The sequence below is a fragment of the Roseobacter cerasinus genome, assembly GCF_009811755.1.
Lineage (GTDB): Bacteria > Pseudomonadota > Alphaproteobacteria > Rhodobacterales > Rhodobacteraceae > Roseobacter > Roseobacter cerasinus.
The window spans coordinates 76,595-97,816 of record NZ_BLIV01000011.1 but is presented as its reverse complement, the minus strand read 5'-3'; the positions used below and the strand labels follow the sequence as shown (position 1 = coordinate 97,816).

20 protein-coding genes and 1 tRNA gene are annotated in these 21,222 nt (G+C 61.9%); 14 read left to right on the top strand and 7 right to left on the bottom strand.

Features of this window, described 5'->3' with window-relative positions; all coding sequences use genetic code 11:
* Nucleotides 1–10: 10 nt before the first annotated feature.
* From So717_RS20850 to So717_RS20795, 12 genes are all read left to right on the top strand, one after another.
* Nucleotides 11–1,108 carry a substrate-binding domain-containing protein gene (locus So717_RS20850; protein ID WP_159980937.1) on the top strand — a complete coding sequence of 366 codons (1,098 nt, stop codon included), beginning with the start codon at nt 11–13 and terminating at the stop codon, nt 1,106–1,108.
* Nucleotides 1,109–1,182: 74 nt separating this feature from the next.
* Nucleotides 1,183–1,947: an ATP-binding cassette domain-containing protein gene (locus So717_RS20845; protein WP_159980935.1), complete on the top strand. Its 765-nt coding sequence runs from the start codon at nt 1,183–1,185 to the stop codon at nt 1,945–1,947.
* A complete protein-coding gene (locus tag So717_RS20840) occupies nt 1,944–3,071 on the top strand; it encodes an ABC transporter permease (RefSeq protein ID WP_159980933.1) in 1,128 nt (375 codons plus the stop codon). The genes So717_RS20845 and So717_RS20840 overlap by 4 nt, the downstream gene beginning before the upstream one ends.
* Nucleotides 3,072–3,153: 82 nt before the next feature.
* On the top strand, nt 3,154–4,302 hold the full coding sequence (locus So717_RS20835) for a substrate-binding domain-containing protein (RefSeq protein WP_202981924.1): 1,149 nt from the start codon (nt 3,154–3,156) through the stop codon (nt 4,300–4,302).
* A 258-nt stretch (nt 4,303–4,560) separates the two neighbouring features.
* A complete protein-coding gene (locus So717_RS20830; protein ID WP_159980931.1) occupies nt 4,561–5,514 on the top strand; it encodes a Bug family tripartite tricarboxylate transporter substrate binding protein in 954 nt (317 codons plus the stop codon).
* Nucleotides 5,515–5,587: 73 nt separating this feature from the next.
* The gene (locus So717_RS20825) at nt 5,588–6,058 is read left to right on the top strand and encodes a tripartite tricarboxylate transporter TctB family protein (protein WP_159980929.1); all 471 of its coding nucleotides are present in this window, start codon (nt 5,588–5,590) and stop codon (nt 6,056–6,058) included.
* On the top strand, nt 6,058–7,557 hold the full coding sequence (locus tag So717_RS20820; RefSeq protein ID WP_159980927.1) for a tripartite tricarboxylate transporter permease: 1,500 nt from the start codon (nt 6,058–6,060) through the stop codon (nt 7,555–7,557). Before So717_RS20825 ends, So717_RS20820 begins: the two co-directional genes overlap by 1 nt.
* Before the next feature lies 1 nt (nt 7,558).
* Nucleotides 7,559–8,734, top strand: coding sequence for an L-rhamnonate dehydratase (locus So717_RS20815; protein WP_159980925.1), 1,176 nt, complete (start codon nt 7,559–7,561; stop codon nt 8,732–8,734).
* Nucleotides 8,731–9,642, top strand: a complete 912-nt coding sequence (locus So717_RS20810; RefSeq protein ID WP_159980923.1) for a dihydrodipicolinate synthase family protein — start codon at nt 8,731–8,733, stop codon at nt 9,640–9,642. Before So717_RS20815 ends, So717_RS20810 begins: the two co-directional genes overlap by 4 nt.
* Nucleotides 9,642–10,355: a GntR family transcriptional regulator gene (locus So717_RS20805; RefSeq protein WP_159980921.1), complete on the top strand. Its 714-nt coding sequence runs from the start codon at nt 9,642–9,644 to the stop codon at nt 10,353–10,355. The genes So717_RS20810 and So717_RS20805 overlap by 1 nt, the downstream gene beginning before the upstream one ends.
* Complete coding sequence (locus So717_RS20800) at nt 10,352–11,392, top strand: 4-hydroxythreonine-4-phosphate dehydrogenase PdxA (protein ID WP_159980919.1); 1,041 nt, start codon at nt 10,352–10,354, stop codon at nt 11,390–11,392. Before So717_RS20805 ends, So717_RS20800 begins: the two co-directional genes overlap by 4 nt.
* Before the next feature lies 1 nt (nt 11,393).
* Nucleotides 11,394–12,899: an aldehyde dehydrogenase (NADP(+)) gene (locus So717_RS20795; RefSeq protein ID WP_159980917.1), complete on the top strand. Its 1,506-nt coding sequence runs from the start codon at nt 11,394–11,396 to the stop codon at nt 12,897–12,899.
* 76 nt (nt 12,900–12,975) lie between these two features.
* Here So717_RS20795 and So717_RS20790 read toward each other — a convergent pair whose 3' ends face one another.
* From So717_RS20790 to So717_RS20765, 6 genes are all read right to left on the bottom strand, one after another.
* Nucleotides 12,976–14,145 (bottom strand): MFS transporter, encoded by a 1,170-nt coding sequence (locus tag So717_RS20790; protein ID WP_159980915.1) that lies wholly within the window; start codon nt 14,143–14,145, stop codon nt 12,976–12,978.
* A 218-nt stretch (nt 14,146–14,363) separates the two neighbouring features.
* Nucleotides 14,364–14,438 (bottom strand) — tRNA-Glu (locus tag So717_RS20785).
* 84 nt (nt 14,439–14,522) lie between these two features.
* Nucleotides 14,523–16,274, bottom strand: coding sequence for a single-stranded-DNA-specific exonuclease RecJ (gene recJ, locus So717_RS20780; protein ID WP_159980913.1), 1,752 nt, complete (start codon nt 16,272–16,274; stop codon nt 14,523–14,525).
* Between the two features lie 22 nt (nt 16,275–16,296).
* Complete coding sequence (glpX, locus tag So717_RS20775) at nt 16,297–17,265, bottom strand: class II fructose-bisphosphatase (protein WP_159980911.1); 969 nt, start codon at nt 17,263–17,265, stop codon at nt 16,297–16,299.
* 86 nt (nt 17,266–17,351) lie between these two features.
* Nucleotides 17,352–18,638: a homoserine dehydrogenase gene (locus So717_RS20770; RefSeq protein ID WP_159980909.1), complete on the bottom strand. Its 1,287-nt coding sequence runs from the start codon at nt 18,636–18,638 to the stop codon at nt 17,352–17,354.
* A 70-nt stretch (nt 18,639–18,708) separates the two neighbouring features.
* A complete protein-coding gene (locus So717_RS20765; RefSeq protein ID WP_159980907.1) occupies nt 18,709–18,990 on the bottom strand; it encodes a hypothetical protein in 282 nt (93 codons plus the stop codon).
* A 95-nt stretch (nt 18,991–19,085) separates the two neighbouring features.
* Between So717_RS20765 and So717_RS20760 the strand changes: the two genes are divergently transcribed.
* A complete protein-coding gene (locus So717_RS20760) occupies nt 19,086–19,673 on the top strand; it encodes a TetR/AcrR family transcriptional regulator (RefSeq protein WP_159980905.1) in 588 nt (195 codons plus the stop codon).
* Between the two features lie 101 nt (nt 19,674–19,774).
* Nucleotides 19,775–19,972, top strand: a complete 198-nt coding sequence (locus tag So717_RS20755) for a hypothetical protein (protein WP_159980903.1) — start codon at nt 19,775–19,777, stop codon at nt 19,970–19,972.
* A gap of 3 nt (nt 19,973–19,975) precedes the next feature.
* Here the strand turns inward: So717_RS20755 and So717_RS20750 are convergent, their stop codons facing one another.
* Nucleotides 19,976–21,139: a 4Fe-4S double cluster binding domain-containing protein gene (locus So717_RS20750; RefSeq protein ID WP_159980901.1), complete on the bottom strand. Its 1,164-nt coding sequence runs from the start codon at nt 21,137–21,139 to the stop codon at nt 19,976–19,978.
* Between the last annotated feature and the right edge of the window lie 83 nt (nt 21,140–21,222).

Here is a 21,222-nt window from a genome sequence, read left to right as displayed (position 1 = left end):
AGGATATCACATGCTTAGAAGAACACTGCTGGCCAGCGCTGTTGCAGCCATGGCCCTGACGACGGGCGCATCCGCGCAATCCGTTGATGAGGCGAAACAGTTTGTCGACCAATTTGCCTCGCGCCAGGATACCTGGACAGGCCCGACAACAGGCCCAGCGGCACAGCCCGACAAGCTGGTAGTCATGCTGGCCTCTGACCTCACCAACGGCGGTGTGCTGGGGGCCGCGGAAGGCTCTAAGGAAGCGGCAGCGGCCATTGGCTGGGATCTGCGGATCATCGAAGGCGCGGGCACCATCTCGGGCCGGACAGCGGCTTTTAATCAGGCGCTGGCTCTGAACCCCGATGGCATCATCATCAACGGCTTCAATCCGACCGAACAGCAGGTGGGTCTGGAAGCCGCGCAGAACGCCAACATCCCCATGGTGGCCTGGCACGCGACCTCCGACAATGGCCCGGCGCCTGATGTCGGCCTCTTCGCCAATATCACCACCAATGCGCGCGACGTGTCGCTGGCCGCAGCCTACTGGGCCTTCGTCGACGCGGAAGAGCAGCCGAAGGTCGTGATCTTCACCGACTCCACCTATCAAATAGCCATCGACAAGGCGGACTGGATGAAGGAAGCCATCGAAAACCTGGGTGGCGAAGTGCTGGAATATGTCGACACACCCATTGCGGAGACCTCCACCCGGATGCCGCAGCTGACCACCTCGCTGTTGCAGCGTCACGGTGCGAAGTGGACGCACAGCCTTGCCATCAACGACCTCTACTTCGACTTCATGGGTCCGTCGCTCGCAGCCGCTGGCATCCCCGGTGACGGTGGTCCAATTGCGGTGGCCGCCGGTGACGGCAGCCAGGCGGCCTACCAGCGTGTGCGCACGCAGGAGTATCAGGCCGTGACCGTGGCAGAGCCGCTGAACCTGCAGGGCTGGCAGATGATTGACGAACTGAACCGCGCCTTTGCGGGCGAAGAGTGGTCGGGCTTCAATTCGCCGCTGCACGTCGTGACACCAGACAACATCGAATTCGATGGCGGGCCGAACAACACCTTCGACCCCGACAACGGCTATCGCGACGCATACAAGAAAATCTGGGGTGTGGCAGGCTAAGCCAGCGTCACGCAATCTGTCCGGTGCGCCGCCTGCGGGCACCGGACACCCAAGACACTCAGGAGCAATCCAAAATGAGCGATCAACAACCCGTCGTATCCATGCGCGGCATCTCCAAACGCTTCGGTGGTGTACGCGCACTGGAAAACGTCGATCTTGATGCCTACCCGGGCGAAGTGCTCGCCATTGTCGGCGACAACGGGGCGGGCAAATCGACCCTGATCAAGATTCTGACCGGAGTGTATCAGCCCACCGAAGGCGAGATCTTTGTGGATGGCGAACGTGTCGAGATGGCCAATCACGCAGATGCTGCAAAGATGGGCATTGATGCTGTTTATCAAACGCTGGCATTGGCGGATCATCTGGACCCACCGGCCAATATGTTTTTGGGCAATGAGCTGACCAAGAAGTTTCTTGGGTTCACAATTCTCGACAACAAAAAGATGCGCGACGAGACGGAGCGTGTCTTGATGGAACGCCTGGGCGTGCGCTTGCGCTCGCTCGACGCGTCCACAGACAGTTTGTCCGGTGGTCAGCGGCAGGCCGTCGCAATTGCACGCGCTGTTTATCACGAAGGCCTGCGGGTTCTCGTGATGGACGAACCGACCGCCGCACTTGGTCCGCAGGAAACCGCCCGGACGCTGAAATTGATCAAGACGCTCAAAGCCCAAGGTTTGGCTGTGATCTTGATCAGCCACTCGCTGGACGATGTGTTTGAAGTCTCCGACCGCGTCCATGTCCAGCGCCGAGGCCAATGCGTGGGCGTTGCCTTGACCGCAGAGAGCTCGACCCAGGAAGTGCTGGGCATGATCGTTGGTGCCAAGGAGGACGCCGCATGAACACTGCAGTTGCGACAGACGAAAGGGCCCCGTTGTCTGAACGGTTAGAGCCTTACATGGCGATTATCGCACCAATGGCGATGATTGCTGCAATTTTCCTGTTCATGGCAGTGGCGTCTCCGGACAGGTTCTACCGCATCAGCAATCTGGAGCTGATCCTTCAGGATGCGGCGCTTTATATGCCGATGGCGATGGCGATGACCTTTGTCATCACCCAACGCGGGATTGACCTGTCGGTCGGGTCCGTCGCGGTTTTGTCGGCTATTATCATGGCATTTCTGGTCAAGCAGTTCGGCTTTTCCATCTATGTTGGCATCCCAATCGCGCTGTCGATTGGCGCGCTGCTGGGTCTGATCAACGGGCTGGTGATCACACGTTTCAACGTGCCAGACCTGATCGGGACACTGGCCATGGACCTTGTCTACAAAGGGCTTGCATTGCTTTTGGCCAAAGGCCTTGTGTTGGCGCGCTTCCCGGACGTTCTGACCGAAATTGGCCGCGGACAGACACCGTTCTTTATTCCGACACCTGCTGTGATCGGCATTCTGACCATGGTGGCTGGGTACTACATTCTCCAGCGCACACACTTCGGTCGCTACACGGTGGCGATTGGCTCCAGCCCGGAATCCGCAGAGCTCACCGGCATCGGCGTTAAGCGGCACAAGGTCTATGCCTACGTCCTGTGTGGCGCCTGTGCAGCGCTGGCGGGACTGATGCTGACCGGTAAACAGAATGCAATTCAGGCAACGATGGCTCCCTTCTTCAACCTGCACGTGATTGCTGCGGTTGTTGTGGGCGGTACGTCACTCTTTGGCGGACGCGCATCCATCATCGGGTCGTTCTCCGGTGTTCTGTTGCTGGCCATGATGCTCAATGCACTGGTCACACTGCGTATTGAGTTCTTCTGGCAGCCGGTTGCTTCAGGCTTTGTGATCATCAGTTCGGTCGCACTCTATGCCTGGATCCAAAAGAAAGACCGTGACGGTGCTGGCGGCTGGTTCGCTGATCTGAAAACTGCGGAAGGTCAGAAAACGGTGCGGTTTGCAGCCCTCATCATCGGTGTTCTAATCGGCCTGTTGGCAATCGGCGGCATCTTTGCCGGAGATCCCGTTCCAAGCGGGTAACTGAAACCAAAACACCCCCCGTGGGCGGCATAGACATGACGCCGCCCCCGGACGAACTTTTTCATCATTGGGAGGAAAATAGATGAAACTTTTTACAACAACAGCTTTGGTGGCTTCGGTTGCATTTGCCGGAATGGCAGCCGCGGATGGTCATGCCAAACTGCCCCTGAAGGAACTGCCGGACATTGCAGACCGCAACTACTGGGTGCCGGATGAGGTGAACGCCGAAGGCAAGCTGGAAGCGATGCAAGCCGTCGTCGGCAGCGAAGCCGTCAAATTCACAGGTAGCCAGGACGCGCCGATCCAGATCGCTTTGATCTACCCGTCTTCTGACACGTCAGACTTCTGGGCGCGCAACTACCTGGCGATGACCAAGCGTCTGGATGAGCTGGGCATCAAATACGAAACAACCGAATTCGCGTCACGTCAGATCGAGCATTCGCTGCAGACCACGTATGCGAACCAGGTCGTTCAGGACAAAGACCTGTATGACTACGTGATCTTCGGGCCCTCGGAACTGGCTATTCAGGCCGACAACATCGTCAAGCTGTCTAAAGAGTCCGACGACCTGACAACCTATGTCTGGGCGTTCCACACGCCGCTGAAAGAGATGGAAGTTCAACCTGCCGCTTGGTTTGATTTCTCGTCTGCCGCAGGTGCGTTGACCATGTGTGACTACATGATCGGGCGTCTCGGTGAGAACGTCACAATGGCGATGAACCGCGGTATTCCTGGTATCACCGACAACCAGCGCTCGGGCGACTTCAAAGCCTGTGTAGAAGAAAAGGCGGGCTGGACCACAGTGTATGAGCACTATGGCGAGTATCAGCGCGAAGGCGGTTTCGCAGGAACGTCCCTTATCCTGCAATCCTACCCCGAAGCCACAATCATTCACAACGCGAACACCGCGATGGCGATGGGTTCGGTTGAGGCGCAGGTTTCCGTCGGCAAAGAGAAGGAAATCTTCTCCACCGGTTGGGGCGGCACAGGCCTTGAGCTGGACGCGATCCGCCGCGGTGAGCTGGACGCAACACCGATGCGTATGGGCGACGACGTGGGTGCTGCCACAGCCGAAGCGATCAAGGCGCACATGGAAGACCGCGCTGACGAGCTGCCCTTCGTATTCCTTGGCCGCATCACGGTTGCACATGACCAGATGAGCAATGAAGAGATCGACGCGCTGGAACAGGAAGCCTTCCGCTTCTCCGGTGTTGGCAAGCTCGAACGCTGATCTGACACAAGCATAGGCGACACCCGAAACGCCGGGTGGTGCCCCTCCCGCAGCGCGTCCTTCCGATAGGGCGCGCTGCTTTGGTGTGTGCTGTGATGATGGCGCATCGCCCGATCTGCGCGGTTTTAAATATTCCAGATGTCGGCCAGCGTGCGGCTGTGGGTCGTGGGCCCGCAGCATGAATACGCTTGACCTGACATACGATATTTGGCATTCCAAATGTCGAGATCTGCAAAGATCCAACGAGGAGGAGGAAACATGACACATTTTTCGATCAAGGTTGCTGCGGCCATTGCCGCCTTGGCAACGGGCGGGGCGGCTCTGGCTGAGGAGTTCCCGGCCAAGACCATTGAGGTTGTCACCCACGCGGGCAATGGCGGCGGCACAGATGTGACCACACGCATGATGATGCTGCGCGCCCGGCGTGAGCTGGGGCAGGACATGGTTGTGGTGAACAAGAAAGGCGGCGGCGGTGCTGCGGCGCTGGAGTACTACAAGACCGTCCCGGCGGATGGCTACACCATCCTGACCTTCACCGTTGGGCATGCGGCGGTCATGGCCAAAGGGCAGGGTGGTCTGACGTTGGACGAGATCCGCCCCATCGCGCGAGGCACCGACGATCCACAGATCCTGATGACCAAATGCGGCACCTATGACAGTGCCGAGGATTTCGTGGCCCAGCAGAAAGAGGCGCCGATCACCTACGGCGTGACCCATCTGGGCAACATCGACGATGTCTCTGCCTTCATGTTTGCCAAGCGTGGCGGCATGCAGACCCCAAAGATGCTACCCTTTGATGGCGGTGCGGAGCTGGCGGTGCAGCTGGTGGCCGGCGCCGTCGATGCGGGCGTTCTGAACCTGGCGGAGGCCAGCGCCCAGATCGAGGCGGGCGAGATTTGTCCGACGGTTGTGCTGGCGGATGAGCGTATGGCCAAGATCGCCGATGTGCCCACCGCAAAGGAGCTTGGTATCCCGGTCAGTTTCTCGACCGTACGCGGATTTGCGGTGCATGCCGACACCCCGCCCGAGGTGGCCGAAAAGATCGAAGCGGCGCTGGTGAAATCCATGAACCACACCGTGTATCAGGCATTCCTCGAGTCGGCAGGTCTCGACAGCACATCGGTGGCCGGATCTGACGTCTGGGGGCCTCAGATCGAGACAACCGTGACCGAGATGAATGCGGCTCTGAAAGAGCTGGGCTTCATCGAATAAGCCTCTCGCGCAGTGACGGCCGGGGTCTCTCCCGGCCGTCAGCCCGGCCCACCCACTTTTCGAGTGAGACATGATGTCTGAAAAATCCGCATCCCGCGGCCAGTTTGAGCGTTGGCTGATCCCGGTTCTGATCCTCGCGTTCTGCATCGCGGCCTTTTACGTCTCAACGACGTTCAAGAAAATGCCGCCGATCCTGAAGCGGGGCATTCAACCGTCTGACTTTCCGCAACTTCTACTGGCCGCGATCACGCTGATGACCCTCGCGATGCTCTGGGTCGACCCGATCCGCATTCGCGACCGTCTGCAAGGCACGGTCTGGGGCACGCTGGCGCTTTTTGCCGGGTTTGCGGCGCTGACTGCGGTGGATCTGTTTCTGGCGCTAGGGGTCTTTGCGCTTGCGCTGACTGTCCTTTGGGGGGAGCGGCGGCCGGTAATCCTGTGGCTTGTGGGGCTTGTTGTGCCGCTGGCGGTGTTCTTTCTCTTTGATCAGGTCTTTGAAATCCGCTTCCCGCGGGGCCTGCTCACCAACCTGTGGTACGGCTGATGGAAGGCTTGGTCTCAGGTCTGATCGTTCTGGGCGATCCCTATCTGCTGATGCTGCTGGTCGTGGCAACCTTGGGTGGTGTTGTGATCGGAGCGCTGCCGGGGCTTAATGCCACAACGGGGGCGGCGCTGTTGCTGCCCTTCACGCTGACGATGGATCCGGTGCCCGCCATCGCGATCCTGACCGCGATCTATTGCTCTGCAACTTTTGCAGGCGCGATCACGGCCATTCTGATCAACACGCCCGGCACGGCAGCCAGCGCCACAACCTGCCTCGACGGTTACCCCCTGGCGCAACGAGGCGAGGCGGGCCGCGCTCTGGGGATGGCGGTGGTCGCCTCCACCTTCGGCGGCATCTTCAGCGTAATCTGCCTGATGCTCGCGGCGCCCTTGCTGGCGCGGGCGGCCTATAACTTTTCGCCACCTGAATACTTTGCGCTGACGCTCTTTGGCCTGTCGATGCTGGCCTCCATTGGCGATGGCTCGCCTCTGAAGAATCTGATTGCGGGTGGCTTTGGCATTTTTTTCGCGCTGGTCGGCGTTGACAATCTGACGACGGTGGAGCGGTTCACCTTTGGATCTTACGAACTCTACGACGGGATCAGTTTTGTGCCCGTGCTGATCGGCCTCTTCGGGATCTCCGAATTGCTGGTACAGGCGTCCAATCTGCATGTGCAGCGCGAAGCCGTCTCAATGAAGGCGATCAAGCTGCCCTCGATGGCGGACTACCGCAAGACATGGCGGGCGATCCTGCGCTCCTCCGGCATCGGCACCTTCATCGGCATCCTGCCAGCGGAGGGGGCAACGGTCGCCTCGATGATTGGCTACAACGAGGCCAGGCGCTGGTCGAAGACCCCGCAGGAGTTTGGCAAGGGCGCTATCGAAGGCGTGGCCGGATCAGAGGCCGCAAACAACTCCGCCACCGGCGGGGCGATGGTGCCGACGCTGGCGCTTGGCATCCCCGGCTCGGCCACGGCAGCGGTGATCCTGGCGGGGCTGATGGTGCACGGGTTACGCCCAGGCCCAACGATGTTCACCGAGCAGGCCGAATTTGCCTATGCGATCTTCTGGTCGATGATGCTAGTCAATGTGCTGTTCTTTGCCGTTGGCCTGAGCGGGGCCAAACTCTTTGCCCATGTGGCGCGCATCCCGGTTCAGGTGCTCTGGCCGTGCGTCTTTGTCTTCTCGATTGTCGGGGCCTATGCACTGGACCAGTCGATGTTCGATGTCTGGGTCGCGCTGGTCTCCGGTGTGCTTGGGTTCTTCATGCGCCGCTATGGGTTTTCCGTTGTCCCCCTGGCCATTGGTCTAATCCTTGGGGGTATGCTGGAGCAGCGGTTGGGCCAGTCCATGGTCATGTTGAACGAGCAGTGGTGGCTGATGTTCACCCGGCCTCTAACGCTGCTTTTCTTTGTCCTCACAGCGCTGGCCCTCTTTGGCCCCAGCCTCTGGCGTGTGGCTAAGCGACAGCGCCATCCCATGATGTCTTCGGGAGAGTAATATGTCAGTTATCAAATCCGTTCGTACGCGGGTCTGGACCTGGAAAGGCCCGACCGTCCCGCCGCAGGGCAATTTCTGCACCAATGCTTCCGACGCGCTGTGGATGAAGGGGGACGCGATGGCGTCGTTCCGCTTCCACCAGTGGCTGACCTGCGAAGTGGAAACCGAGGATGGCACCGTCGGCATCGGCAATGCGGCCCTCGCGCCGGGGGTGGTGAAACAGGCGATTGACGAGTGGTATGCCCCGCTGGTGATCGGCGAAGATCCATTTGACTACGCCTATATCTGGGAAAAGATGTACCGCCGCACGCACGCCTGGGGTCGCAAGGGCATCGGCATGACCGCGATCAGCGCCATCGACATTGCGATCTGGGATCTGATGGGCAAGCTGGTGGGCAAGCCGGTCTTCAAGCTATTGGGTGGGCGCACGAAGGAGAAAATCCCGGTCTATTACTCCAAGCTCTATGCCGACAGCGTCGAGGCGATGCAGCGCGAGGCCGAAGAGGCCGCAAGCCACGGCTATCAGGCGTTCAAGTCCCGCTTTGGCTTTGGCCCCAAGGATGGCATGGCGGGCATGCGCGAGAACCTCAAACGCGTGGAGGCGCTGCGCGAGGTGCTGGGCTATGATGTCGATCTCATGCTCGAATGCTACATGGGCTGGAACCTGGACTATGCCAAACGCATGTTGCCCAAGCTCGCCAAATACGAGCCGCGCTGGCTGGAGGAGCCGGTGATCGCAGACGATGTGCAGGGCTACATCGAGCTCAATGCGATGAACATTGTGCCCATCTCGGGCGGTGAGCATGAGTTCAGCTTCATCGGCTGCAACGATCTGATCCAGCGCAAGGCTGTCAGTGTCTTGCAATACGACACCAACCGCGTCGGCGGCATCACGGCGGCGCAGAAGATCAACGCCATCGCCGAGGCCGCGCAGATCCCGGTGATCCCGCATGCGGGACAGATGCACAACTACCACCTGACCATGGCCAACGCGAATTGCCCAATCAGCGAATACTTCCCCGTCTTCGACGTCGAGGTCGGCAATGAGCTGTTCTACTATATATTCGACGGTGATGCCGAGGCGGTGGACGGCTATCTGCAGCTTGACGATGACACACCAGGCCTGGGCATCACCATTTCCGCCACACACCTCAAACATTTCGAGATCACAGAATGAAACCATACTCCGGCATCTGGCCTGTTGCGCCCACCGCCTTTCACGCTGACGGCACACTGGATCTTGAAGGCTCCACCCGTGCGCTGGAGTGCATGATTGATCAGGGCTCTAATGGGGTCTGCATCCTGGCGAATTATTCCGAGCAGTTCCTGCTCTCGGATCAGGAGCGCTATGACCTAACCAAGGCGTCGCTGGAACATGTGGCGGGCCGTGTCCCGGTGATTGTCACAATCAGCCATTTCGCGACCGATATTGCCGTGGCCCGCGCCCGGCAGGCCAAGGAGATGGGGGCGGCCATTGTCATGATGATGGCCCCCTATCACGGGGCGACGCTGAAAGGCTCAGCCCAGCAGACCTATGATCAATTCGCGGCTGTGGGCGAGGTGGGCATCCCGATCATGCTGCAGGATGCGCCGCTGTCGGGCGTGGATCTGGACGTCCCGCTGCTCGCCCGCATGGCGCGCGAGATCGAGATGTTGAAGCTGCTCAAGATCGAAAGCGTGGGCACTGCCGCCAAACTCCGCGCGTTGCTGGAAGTGGCGGGCGCAGATATCGACGGACCGTTCGACGGCGAAGAAGGCATTACGCTGATGGCGGATCTGGACGCGGGCGCCACCGGGACGATGACCAGCGCATCCATCACTGATCAGATCAAACCCGTGGTCACACATCATCTCGCAGGTGATCGTGCGGCGGCCGAGGTGGCCTATGCCCGAGTTTTGCCCGCAATCAATTTTGAGAACCGGCAATGCCAGTTCCGCGCGGCGAAGGCTGCGATGCTGGCAGGTGGCGTCATCGGCAGCGATTTTTGCCGACATCCGATTGCGCCACTTCCCCGTTGGGCGAGTGAAGGCTATCTCGATCTCATCCGGCCGCTTGATCCGGTGGTGCTGCGCTGGGGAAAATAATGAGTAAACAAGCAACCTGGACCGATGATCTGCGCGCCTTCGGTGCAATCAAGCCGCGGCGCTCTCTGGCCGAAGAGGCGGCGGATACGCTGCGGGAGTTCATTCTCTTGGGCAAGCTTGCGCCGGGTGTTCCGGTGCCCGAGCGCGATCTCTCCGAAGCGCTTGGCATCAGCCGCACACCGCTCAAGGAGGCGCTGCGCCAGCTTGAGGGGGAGGGGTTGATCGACTACGGCCCCACCCGGCGCCCTCGGGTGGCGGATCCGTCGATGGATGAGATCAGCGAAAACCTCGCCGTGTTGGGCGCGCTGGAGGCGCTGGCGGGTGAGCTTGCCTGCAAGAACGCCACAGATGCCGAGATTGCCGAGGCTGCCCGGTTTGAGGAGATGATGCGCACCGCCCCTGCGGGCACCGACCCACTCGATTTCTTTCGTTGGGACATGGCTTTTCATCAGACCATTGTGAGGGCGGCGGGCAACGCGCCGCTCTCCGAGACCCATCACGCGTATAACTCGCGACTTTGGCGGGCGCGGTTTATCTCGTCGAAGATGCGCACGGCCCGCGATGCGACGCTGGGCCAACACGAAGACATTATCGCAGCACTCAAGGCCCGTGACGGTGCGGCCTGCGGGCAGCACATGCGGCGTCATCTCGAAGTGGCCATCGTCAACATCGCAGCAGCGCAAGCAAGACTGGAAAGGCAAAACACGACATGAGCAAGAAAACCATAGCCTTGGTCCAGGGCGATCCTGCGGGCATCGGGCCTGAGCTTCTGATCCGCCTGCTGTCAGAGCCGGATGTGCGCGCGGCCGCCAACCTCGTGGTCATTGGCGCGCCGGAGGTTTTTGCCCGCGGCGAAGAACAGATGGGCGTCACCATCGACGGCCTGCGCCACGCGGCCATAGACGCGCCGCTTGAGGTTGCGGACGGTGAGATCCTGCATCTGGACCTGCCCATTGACGGCATCGGCGATGTGCCCGTTGCAGAAACCAGCGCGGCGGGTGGCCGGTCTTCGATGGAGGGGTTGCGCCGTGGCTTTGAACGCAAGCAGGCAGGGGAAATCGACGGGTTGGTCTTCATGCCCTTCAACAAGGAATCCATGCACAAGGGCGGCAATGTTTTTGCGGATGAGCTGGGGTTTGCACGGGATTTCTTTGGCCTGACGACCCGCGCCAGTGAGTTCAACGTGGCCAACGGCATGTGGAACGGGCGTGTGACCAGCCATGTGGCCATGAAGGACGTGCCCGAGCTGCTCACCATCGAGAGCATCGAGGACAGCATTGCACTGGCCGATCAGACCTTGCGCTCGGCAGGCTATGAGCGTCCGCGCATCGTCGTTGCGGCCTACAACCCCCATGCGGGTGACGGCGGGCTGATGGGGGATGAAGAGATCCGCGTGATCCAGCCGGCCGTTGAGAAGGCGCGTCAGCGCCAGATCAACTGTGTGGGCCCGCTGCCTGCGGATACGCTCTGGCTCAAGGTGCGGGATGGTGACTATGACGCCGTTGTCACCATGTATCACGATCAGGGGCAGATCGCGATCAAGCTGCTTGGGTTTGACCGGGGGGTGTCTGTTCTTGCCGGTCTTCCGCTGCCGATTACCACCCCGGCCCATGGAACGGCGTTCGACATTGCCGGACAAGCAAAAGCCAATCTGGTGCCCACCAAGAACGCCTTCACCATGTGCGTGAATATGGCCAACAACCGGGCTGCAACCGATGGGGTTGAGGCCGCAGAAACCGAGGACGCGTAAGATGGGTTTGACAGGCAAACATCTGATTTCCGGCCAGTGGGTGGAGAGTGAGGCGCGCTTTGCCTCCGCGCCCGCGCATGGTCCGTCCCATGAGTTTTGCGCAGGTACCCCGGCCTTGGTGGGTCGCGCTTGCGAGGCAGCGGAGGAGGCCTTCCTCAGCTACGGCTGGTCATCTGCGCAGGACAGGGCTGCGTTTCTGAACGCGGTGGCCGATGAGATCGAAGCGCGGGGCGCGGAGATCACCGAGATTGGCACGCAGGAGACCGGACTGCCCGAAGCACGGTTGCAAGGTGAACGCGGGCGCACGACCGGTCAGCTGCGGCTCTTTGCCGAGCATATCCTGAAAGGCGACTATCTTGACCGGCGCCATGACACAGCGCTGCCAGACCGTGCGCCGCTGCCGCGGCCCGATCTGAAGATGGTGCAGCGGCCGATTGGGCCGGTGGCGGTCTTTGGTGCGTCGAACTTCCCGCTGGCCTTCTCCACTGCGGGCGGAGACACCGCCGCGGCGCTGGCAGCCGGATGCCCGGTTGTGGTCAAAGGGCACCCGGCGCATCCAGGTACGGGCGAGATTGTGGCCCAGGCCATCGCTGCCGCGATCCAATCCTGCGGTGTGCATCCCGGCGTCTTCAGCCTGATCCAGTCGGACACGCAGGATGTGGGCAGCAGCCTTGTGCAGCACCCTCTGATCCGCGCGGTGGGCTTCACCGGCTCGCTTGCAGGTGGGCGGGCGCTTTTTGATCTCTGTGCCGCGCGCCCTGATCCGATCCCCTTCTTTGGTGAGCTGGGCTCGGTCAATCCGATGTTTGTACTGCCAGGTGCAATGGCCGCACGCGGGGCTGAGATGGGCGCGGGCTGGGCCGCATCGCTCACCATGGGCGCGGGGCAGTTCTGCACCAACCCCGGGATTGCGGTTGTCCTCCCGGACCACGACAGCTTTGTCGGCGCCGCTGAGGCCGCGCTTGGCGAGGTCGATGGTCAGACCATGCTCACCGATGGTATTGCGGACGCCTTTCGCAACGGGGTCGAGCGCATCGCAGAGGGTGCGCAGGAGATCATTGGAACGCGTTCTGATGGGCGCGCGGCGCGCCCTTATCTCTTCCGGATCTCCGCAAAAGACTGGATGGATAATCCCACGCTGCAAGAGGAGGTCTTCGGCCCGCTTGGCATCGTTGTGATGGTGCAGGATGCAGAGGAGATGGCGCAGATCGCCCGGTCACTGGAAGGGCAGTTGACCTGCACCCTGCATATGGACACAAGCGATACGGTTGCCGCGCAGGCGCTGATGCCGCTCTTGGAGCGCAAAGCGGGACGCGTTCTTGTGAACGGATTCCCGACCGGCGTGGAGGTCTCGGATGCCATGGTGCACGGCGGGCCCTATCCGGCGTCCACCAACTTTGGTGCAACCTCTGTGGGCACGCTCGCGATCCGTCGCTTCCTGCGTCCTGTCTGCTATCAGAACGTGCCGGATGTGCTTTTGCCGGACGGTGCATTTCCATCCGTGTAACGTAGGGTATGCATATGGTGCGGCCCCTGCGTACAGAGGAGCCGACGCCGCTAGAATGTCTTTGCTTGGCCAGTTCTCAGACCATCGTGCGGCGATTTGCGCGGAGCAGTATAAAGCAGAACAACAACGACAATGGCAGTGAGAAGGCGGCCAGCCCAAGCCAACCGATCCCCGCGTAAAGCGCGCCGGACAGCAGTGATGCTGTTGTGGCTGAGATCGCGAGAAGTGTGTCATTCGCGCCCTGAACCAAGGGCGCATCCCGCGCGCTCAGCGCGGATTGCAGCATGTAGGTGCCGCTTACGAACCCGAAGTTCCAGCCGACACCCAGCACAATCAGCGCGGAATAGAAGTTCATGAGCTCCACCCCAGACAAGGCGACGAGGGCTGAAAACAGAATGAGGGCAAGGCCGCTGATGGCCACCCTCTCCGCACCAAACCGCTTGATGAGCGCTCCGCTCACAAAGCCCGGTGCGAACATGGCGACCACATGCCAGCGAATAACGTCAGCGGCCTGATCCTCGACAAAGTCGCATCCGATCATGGCCAGGGGTGTCGGGGTCATCAGCAAGACCATGATTGCCTGCGAAAGCGCGGCAACGCCTATTGCGACAAGAACTTTGGGGTTCTGTGCGACGATCTCCCGAAGCTTCGCGAATTGAGGTGTCGTTTGAACTGGCTGCTCGACCGGTCTCATCCTGAGGCCCAGCACGGGCAGGGCACCCAACACACCCAGCAGCGCGATGGTGGCATAAGCGCCTGCCAGAGGTGTGGGCGCCAGCGCATCCTTTGACCAGGAGAACAGTTCCGGCCCGATCAAGGCGGCCACCAGACCGGAGGCAAGGGTGAAGGAGATCGCCTGCGGTCGCTGTGCCTCGCTCACGGCTTCGGCAGCGGCAAAGCGGAAGTAATTCACGCAGATCAGGGCGCAGCCAAGGGCGGCATGGGCCAGACATAGGAGGATGAAATTCTGCATCACCAATGCCACTACGGCCAGCCCGGCACCCGAGATCTGCGCCCCCGCGCCGAGCAAAAAGCCCATACGGCGGCCGTAACGCCCCATGAACAGCGAAAGCGGAGAGGCGACGGCGATCCCTGCGAGCATTGAGATTGACGGTGGCGCCGTTGCCAGCCAGCCCATCGGAGCCAGCCATGCACCGGACAGGACGCCGAGGAGGATCAGCATAGGCAGGGCCGAGCCAAGAATGACGTTGCCCAGCAAGATCAGGATGAAGTTACTGTTCAACATCGCTTCAGCTTAAGTTCGGATATCATCGCGGTACTTTGGGGACGTAGTTGTCCCGGTCGCGACGGCAAACTTGAGCAGCAGGTTTTCCAACGGATGGTGGTTGGACATCACACCCCTCCGTCAACAGACCGCATGGATGGAAACCGGGGCCAATGACTGCGCAAGCGTTATCAGAGATGATCAAAACGACCATGGTTCTGTTGCAGATATGATGGAAGTGGCAGCCCGTAGGGGAATCGAACCCCTCTTTCCAGGTTGAAAACCTGGCGTCCTAACCGATAGACGAACGGGCCACTGGATCGTGAGCGGTTGATTAGGCAATCCGGGCGCGGCGCGCAAGCGGAAATTGCGCCCGGGCTTAAGAAACTTTACCGCTGTCAGCGCTCTGCAGGCGCGGCATCCTCCAGGCGCAGTTGCACGCTTTGCCGGCCCTGCCAGGTGTTGATGTCAAGCCGCCCGGCCAGGTGGAAATGCGCGCCGCCATGAGCCTCAAGTGCCGGGCCCAATGGGCCGTCGAAGGCGCCAAAGCAGATGCCATCGAGCGTTGGGCCGCCGGGGGCGGCAAAGCTGATCTTGAGGTGGCTTTCACCCAAACGTTTGGCAAAGCGGATCGCCATATCGGCAAAGACATAGCGCGGGGCCGGGGCGCCTGCGCCAAAGGGGCCAGCCTGCTCGATCATCTCCGTCAGCTCAACTGTGGCGGCTGCGGGCATCAGCAGGCCGTCGAGCTTCAGGTCCGCCGCGCCTGCCAGATGCGCGCCCTGTTTCGCCAGAAGCTCGCCAAGCCGCGCCATCGCGGCGTCCAGCTTGTCTTCGGCAACCGTCAGCCCTGCCGCCATCTTGTGACCACCGCCTTTGAGCAGCAGCCCCTCCCGCGCGAGGCGCTGGATCGGCTGACCCAGGTCGATACCGGAGATGGAGCGGCCTGAGCCTTTGCCGATACGATTCTCCAGCCCAATTACGATGCTGGGCCGGCCGGAGGCATCCTTGAGGCGGGAGGCCACTATGCCCACAACCCCGGGGTGCCAGCCGGGCCCCGCCGCCCAGACGAGCGGCGCATCGAGTCCGCGGCTCTCCGCTTGATCCAGCGCCGCTGCGCGCACACTGGCTTCGATCTCACGCCGTTCGGTGTTGAGCTGGTCCAGCCGCTCCGCTAGAGCCTCCGCTTCGTGCGGGTCATCCGCAGCCAACAGCCGCGCGCCGAGATCTGCCGCCCCAATGCGCCCGCCTGCGTTCACGCGCGGGCCGAGCAGAAAGCCCAGATGATAGGCCGTCGGTGCCGTGTCCATCCGCGCCACATCCGCTAGGGCAGCCAGCCCTACGCGATCCCGCCGGGCCATAACCCGCAGGCCCTGGCGCACGAAGGCGCGGTTGACACCGACCAGCGGGGCCACATCAGCTACCGTCGCAAGTGCTACAAGATCGAGCAGGCTCATCAGATCCGGCCCGGTCTGACCGGCGGCGCGCAGCTGGCGGCCCATCTCGACCAGCAAAAGAAACACAACCCCGGCGGCACAAAGATGCGCCAGATCGCCACTTTCATCCTGCCGGTTCGGGTTCACCACGGCGTAGGCCGGGGGCAAGGTCTCGGCGCCCAGGTGATGGTCCAGCACAAGCACATCGGCGCCTTCGGCTGCAGCAATCGGGCCATGCGACAGCGTCCCGCAATCGACGCAGATGATCAGATCATGTGTATTGGCCAGATCGGCCATGGCGGCGTCATTCGGCCCGTACCCTTCGTCGATCCGATCAGGGATGTAGAGCGTGGCGCTCTGACCCACCTGGCGCAGCCAGACGATGAGCAGCGCGGCAGAAGCGCCGCCATCCACATCATAGTCCGCAAAGATCGCAATTTTCTCACGCGCACGCAGCGCTGCCAGAATGCGGGTTGCCGCGCTCTGCATGTCTTTCAGGCTGCGCGGGTCGGGCAACAGGTCGCGCAGGGCAGGGGCGAGGAAGGCGTCCGCCTCCGATGCTGTCACGCCACGCCGCGCCAGAACCTGCGCCACCGCGTCGGGCAAGCCGCTTTGCTGCGCCAGCGCTTCGGCGGCGCGCGCGGTTTCCACCGGTGGGCCGACCCAGCGGCGGCCTGTCAGGCTGCGTTCAACGCCGAGAAAGCTCCCGCTCACGCCGCACCGTGCCCGGCCCGGTTCACTGTGTCTCGACTGGGGTGCGGTAGTTGATCCGCCGTACCGACCCGGTCTTGGAGCGCATGATCAGGGTTTCGGTGGTCATCCAGCCGGGCTCGCGCTTCACGGCAGGCAGGATGTTGCCGTCGGTCACACCGGTGGCGGCAAAGATCACGTCTTCGGTCACCATCTCGTCGCGGCTGTAGATCTTGTTCAGATCGGTGATTCCGGCTTTGGCGGCGCGGCCCCTTTCGTCGTCGTTTCGGAAGAGCAGACGGCCATACATCTGACCACCCATGCATTTGAGCGCCGCTGCGGCCAACACGCCCTCAGGTGCACCACCTGCGCCCATGTACATGTCGATACCGGTCATGGGCTCGGCGCAGTGCATGACACCGGCCACATCGCCATCGGTGATCAGGCGGATCGAGGCGCCCGTGGCGCGGACCTCGGCGATGACCGTTTCATGGCGGGGGCGTTCAAGGATGCAGACCGTGATGTCCGACGCGCCGCACCCTTTGGCCTTGGCCAGCGCCGAAACCCGCTCGCCCGGTGTCATGTCGAGCGTCACCACATCTGCCGCATAGCCCGGCCCGATGGCGAGCTTGTCCATATAAACATCCGGCGCATGCAGCATGGAGCCGCGCGGCCCCATGGCAATGACCGTGAGCGCGTTGGGCATGTCCTTGGCCGTCAGCGTCGTGCCTTCCAGCGGGTCGAGCGCGATGTCCACGCCCGGGCCGTTGCCGGTGCCCACTTCTTCGCCGATATAGAGCATGGGCGCCTCGTCGCGCTCGCCTTCACCGATGACCACAACACCTGCGATATCGAGCATGTTGAGCTGTTCGCGCATGGCGTTCACCGCGGCCTGATCAGCCGCTTTCTCGTCGCCATGGCCCACCAGCCGGGCGGAGGCGAGGGCTGCCGCTTCGGAAACACGGGCGAGGCCCAATGAAAGCATACGGTCCTGAAATTCTGCGTGGCCGGCCATGAAAACTGTTCCTTTTTGGGGCGAAATATGAAGGTAGGTTTAGCTGTCGGGGTCTGCAGAGACAACTGCGCGTCCCGGGCTTGGGGTCAGACGGCTTCGATCCGCAGCGCAACTGCCGGGCCGGAGAGCACGCGTGTCGCCTCCATCGCGGCCAAGGCGCGGGTCAGCGCGTCGGGTGTGGTCTTATGCGTGACGATGAGCACAGGGGCGGTGGTGTCCGCGTGTCCGTACTGGCGCATCCGGTCGATGGAGATGCCCGCGTCGCCCAAGACCGATGCGATCTTGGCAAGGGCGCCGGGTTTGTCCTCCAGCGTCATGCGCAGGTAGTAGGGCGCGGGCAGATCAGCGTGGGCGCGGGGCACGGACGCGAGGGTCGCTGCAGGCTTGCCAAAGACCGGGCCGCGCAGGCCGCGCGCGATGTCACAGACATCCGCCATGACCGCGCTCGCAGTCGGCCCTTCGCCCGCGCCGGGGCCGCGTAGCACGATCTGGCCCACCGCGTCACCTTCCAGCACAACCATGTTGGTGCCGCCATCCAACTGGCCCAGCGGCGAGCTATCAGGCACCAGACAGGGTTGCATGCGCTGCTCCAGCCCGCGCCCGGTTTTCTGCGCCACGCCCAGAAGCTTGATCTTGTAGCCCATGTCGGCGGCGGCGTGGATGTCCTCGATGCTCACACGGTCGATGCCTTCCAGCGTGATGCCGCTGAAATCGACCACAGTGCCGAAGGCGAGAGAGGAGAGGATTGCGAGCTTATGTGCTGCGTCGATGCCGCCCACGTCGAGCTGAGGGTCCGCTTCGAGATAGCCCAACCCGTCGGCTTCGGCAAAGACTTCTTCATAGCTCAGACCGGCGGATTCCATACGCGTCAGGATGTAGTTGCAGGAGCCGTTCATCACGCCCATCACGCGGGTGATCTCATTGCCTGCCAGCCCTTCGGACAGCGCCTTGATCACCGGGATGCCGCCTGCAACAGCTGCCTCGTACCGCAGCGCGCGGCCTGCACCCTCGGCGGCTTTCGCCAGGGCCTGGCCGTGAATGGCCAGGAGCGCCTTGTTGGCGGTGACCACATCCTTGCCTGCGGCAAGTGCGGCTTCGACGGCATCTTTGGCCGGGCCTTCATCACCGCCAATCAACTCGACAAACACATCCACATCGTCGCGGGTGGCCAGGGCGACCGGATCCTCTTCCCAGTCGTAGCGATCCAGAGGCAGGCCGCGGTCTTTCGACTTTTCGCGTGCCGACACCGCTGTGATCAAGATGTCACGACCGGTGCGCTCTGCCAGAAGCGACGCGTGTTGGCGGATGATGCGCAGCACGCCGATGCCGACCGTGCCCAGACCCGCGATGCCAAGACGAAGTGGTGCAGACATGACCGCAGATCCTTTGCGCTAGAGTGCCGTTGCGCGCCATGTAGCCGGTTCGCCGCGCACGTGCAACGCGCTACTCGACCTTGTCGTCAAGGCGCGCCCGTTCCTCGGGGGTCAGCCCTCCGCTGCGCAACCGGGCAGCACGCGCTTGCAGGCTGCTGACCCGCTGTTCAAGGCTCTCCTGCACCTCTTGCTGATCTGTCAGATCTTGCGCCGAACTCTGCGGAATCGTGTCGAGCGGGATCAGCTTTGGATAGGCGGCATCACGGGCTGCCTGATCGGTGGCGTCATCAATCTTAGGAAACTGCACGCAGGCGGCAAAGGGCAGCACAAGGACAAGGGGCGCAAGGCGCATCTGAGACCTCCAATTGGTGCATCCGTTGTGCCTGATGGTCCCGCCGCACGCAAGAAAGCATTGTTTTGAACAAGCGTTCAGATCATGATCGACCCATGGCGCGCACCGCAGGCTCACATTCAGATATCACCGGCCCCCGCGTCCGCGCGGCGGCGCAGAAACTCTTTGCGGCCCGCGGGTTTGCCGCCGTCTCCATGCGTGAGATTGCGCGCGAGGTCGGCGTGCAGGCCGGGGCACTCTACAACTACACTGCCGACAAGCAGAGCTTGCTGTTTGACTTGATGCAGAGCCATCTGGAGGCGCTGTTGCAGACCTTCGAGGATGATCCAACCGCCACGCCAGAGGCGCGGCTGGAGCATTTTGTGCGGTTCCATATCCGCTTTCATCACGACCGCCCCGATGCGGTGTTCATTGCCTATATGGAGCTGCGCAATCTCACCTCTGACAATTTCGCGCGCATCGAGGCGATGCGCGGGGCATATGAGGACCGGTTGGAGGCAATCCTGCGCGCGGGTGTTACGGATGGCAGCTTTGACGTGGCCGACACAAAGATCGCGACGCTGGCGGTGATTGCCATGCTCACGGGTGTCAGCACCTGGTTCCGGTCCGGGGGGCGGCTGTCGCTTCAGGATGTTGAAGCGGAGTATTGGCAGATGGTGCGCAAGGCGGTTGCCCCTTCATGATCACATCTCGTGATGCATAAGATGCCAAACATTCGTTTTAAGAATTTGTCGCGCGAGAATACATAGGGGCCATCGCTGAGAACGCCTGAAAGGAGGCTAAGATGGCTCATATCGCTTTTGAACAACGGCCCAGGGTGGAGCGCGCTCCACTGCGCGTGCTGCTGGCGCTTGCCGCTGGTGTGCTTGTCGGGTTGATGCTGGCTGAAGTGCGAACAGACGTGGACTTTAAAAGCGCCCTGACAACCGCGCCGATTGCAGGTGAAGACTGGCACGGGAATGTGCGCCGATCCGCGCCGTGACGCCTATGAGGCGGACCACCATGCACTGGGTTTGGTCCGCCCGCCACGGCCCCGGTCCAACCAAAGGGCCAGGTGGCGCAGTGGCGAGAGGGCGAGGCGCAGCCAGAGCCGGTGCGGCCAGTGCCTGAAATCGCGGTTGAACGGGCAGACGCGCATGCAGATCGCGCAGTCTGAGGCCAGCTTGGCCCAGAAGCCAAAGCATTTCTCCGCATCCGACGTCCATTTCTTGACGCCCTTGAGAACGGAGATATTGGCACCACCCACCTCCGGCGCGCCGAAGGGCAGGGCGTTGACCGGGCAGGCCTCGGCGCATTTTGTGCAGATATCGCAAAAAGCGCGTACCCCAAGCGGTTTTGGCCTGTCATGGGCCAGAGGCAGGGAGGTGAAAATCTTCGAAAACCGCAAACGCGGGCCGAACTCTGGCGTGATCACCATCTGGTTGCGAGCATATTCGCCCAGACCCGCTTGCAGCGCATAGGGGATCACCAGAGCGGTGTCATTCATGGACGGCACCGCCTCGTAGCCCAAATTGCGGATGTAGGCGGCCAGTTGCATGACCGTGGCAGCCTCCTGACTATAGGCGCGCCCGGTTGCGGCCCCGCCGGTTGCTGCGGGGTAGGTGTTGACCAGCTCCGCGTCCATCTCATGGCCCAGCACGATCACGGAGGTGAGTCCCTCCGGCAGGTCGTTGGGCGCATCGGACAGGTCGCGCACATCGACGCGGCTGCTGTAGTGCCAGCGCGGGTCAATTGCCGTGATCCCACAAAGATCTGCTTTAAAAAAGCGGGCGACCTTTTTGATCTCAGACGACATTTCGGTTGGGTTGTCTACGTCTAGCTTAACCGGTGCCACTGGCGTGTCTGCGCTGATGGAGGCCTGAAACCCTTCGCGGCGGCCCTGATCGGCAAAGCGGTCGGTCATGATGTCCGAGATCAACCACGCGGCATTGCGCAGGGCAAAGTCGCGCTGGCTGAAGCCGTCACCGCGGCGCGGGCTGGCCTCCATCCGGTAGGAGGCGAAAAAGGCATCGGTCTTGGCGCTGCGCACGGACGGGTCCCAGAAGGCGCGCGTGAAGACATCGTTGCGCTGCACGAAGGGCTCAAATGCGTCCGTCACCTCGATCCCGGCGGCGCAGTCGCGGTCACTTTGAAGGCTGGGTTTGTCCATCACGGCAGCCTAATGCCTCGCGTCCATGGGTCAATCGCCAAGGCCAGCAAAGGCGCGCTTAACCTTGGGCGCCGCCCTGTGGG

Bases quoted from the DNA above. Each gene is read 5' to 3' on its own strand.
- So717_RS20850 (WP_159980937.1), top strand. From the start codon at position 11: ATGCTTAGAAGAACACTGCTGGCCAGCGCTGTTGCAGCCATGGCCCTG.
- So717_RS20845 (WP_159980935.1), top strand. From the start codon at position 1,183: ATGAGCGATCAACAACCCGTCGTATCCATGCGCGGCATCTCCAAACGC.
- So717_RS20840 (WP_159980933.1), top strand. From the start codon at position 1,944: ATGAACACTGCAGTTGCGACAGACGAAAGGGCCCCGTTGTCTGAACGG.
- So717_RS20835 (WP_202981924.1), top strand. From the start codon at position 3,154: ATGAAACTTTTTACAACAACAGCTTTGGTGGCTTCGGTTGCATTTGCC.
- So717_RS20830 (WP_159980931.1), top strand. From the start codon at position 4,561: ATGACACATTTTTCGATCAAGGTTGCTGCGGCCATTGCCGCCTTGGCA.
- So717_RS20825 (WP_159980929.1), top strand. From the start codon at position 5,588: ATGTCTGAAAAATCCGCATCCCGCGGCCAGTTTGAGCGTTGGCTGATC.
- So717_RS20820 (WP_159980927.1), top strand. From the start codon at position 6,058: ATGGAAGGCTTGGTCTCAGGTCTGATCGTTCTGGGCGATCCCTATCTG.
- So717_RS20815 (WP_159980925.1), top strand. From the start codon at position 7,559: ATGTCAGTTATCAAATCCGTTCGTACGCGGGTCTGGACCTGGAAAGGC.
- So717_RS20810 (WP_159980923.1), top strand. From the start codon at position 8,731: ATGAAACCATACTCCGGCATCTGGCCTGTTGCGCCCACCGCCTTTCAC.
- So717_RS20805 (WP_159980921.1), top strand. From the start codon at position 9,642: ATGAGTAAACAAGCAACCTGGACCGATGATCTGCGCGCCTTCGGTGCA.
- So717_RS20800 (WP_159980919.1), top strand. From the start codon at position 10,352: ATGAGCAAGAAAACCATAGCCTTGGTCCAGGGCGATCCTGCGGGCATC.
- So717_RS20795 (WP_159980917.1), top strand. From the start codon at position 11,394: ATGGGTTTGACAGGCAAACATCTGATTTCCGGCCAGTGGGTGGAGAGT.
- So717_RS20790 (WP_159980915.1), bottom strand. From the start codon at position 14,145: ATGTTGAACAGTAACTTCATCCTGATCTTGCTGGGCAACGTCATTCTT.
- glpX (WP_159980911.1), bottom strand. From the start codon at position 17,265: ATGGCCGGCCACGCAGAATTTCAGGACCGTATGCTTTCATTGGGCCTC.
- So717_RS20770 (WP_159980909.1), bottom strand. From the start codon at position 18,638: ATGTCTGCACCACTTCGTCTTGGCATCGCGGGTCTGGGCACGGTCGGC.
- So717_RS20765 (WP_159980907.1), bottom strand. From the start codon at position 18,990: ATGCGCCTTGCGCCCCTTGTCCTTGTGCTGCCCTTTGCCGCCTGCGTG.
- So717_RS20760 (WP_159980905.1), top strand. From the start codon at position 19,086: ATGGCGCGCACCGCAGGCTCACATTCAGATATCACCGGCCCCCGCGTC.
- So717_RS20755 (WP_159980903.1), top strand. From the start codon at position 19,775: ATGGCTCATATCGCTTTTGAACAACGGCCCAGGGTGGAGCGCGCTCCA.
- So717_RS20750 (WP_159980901.1), bottom strand. From the start codon at position 21,139: ATGGACAAACCCAGCCTTCAAAGTGACCGCGACTGCGCCGCCGGGATC.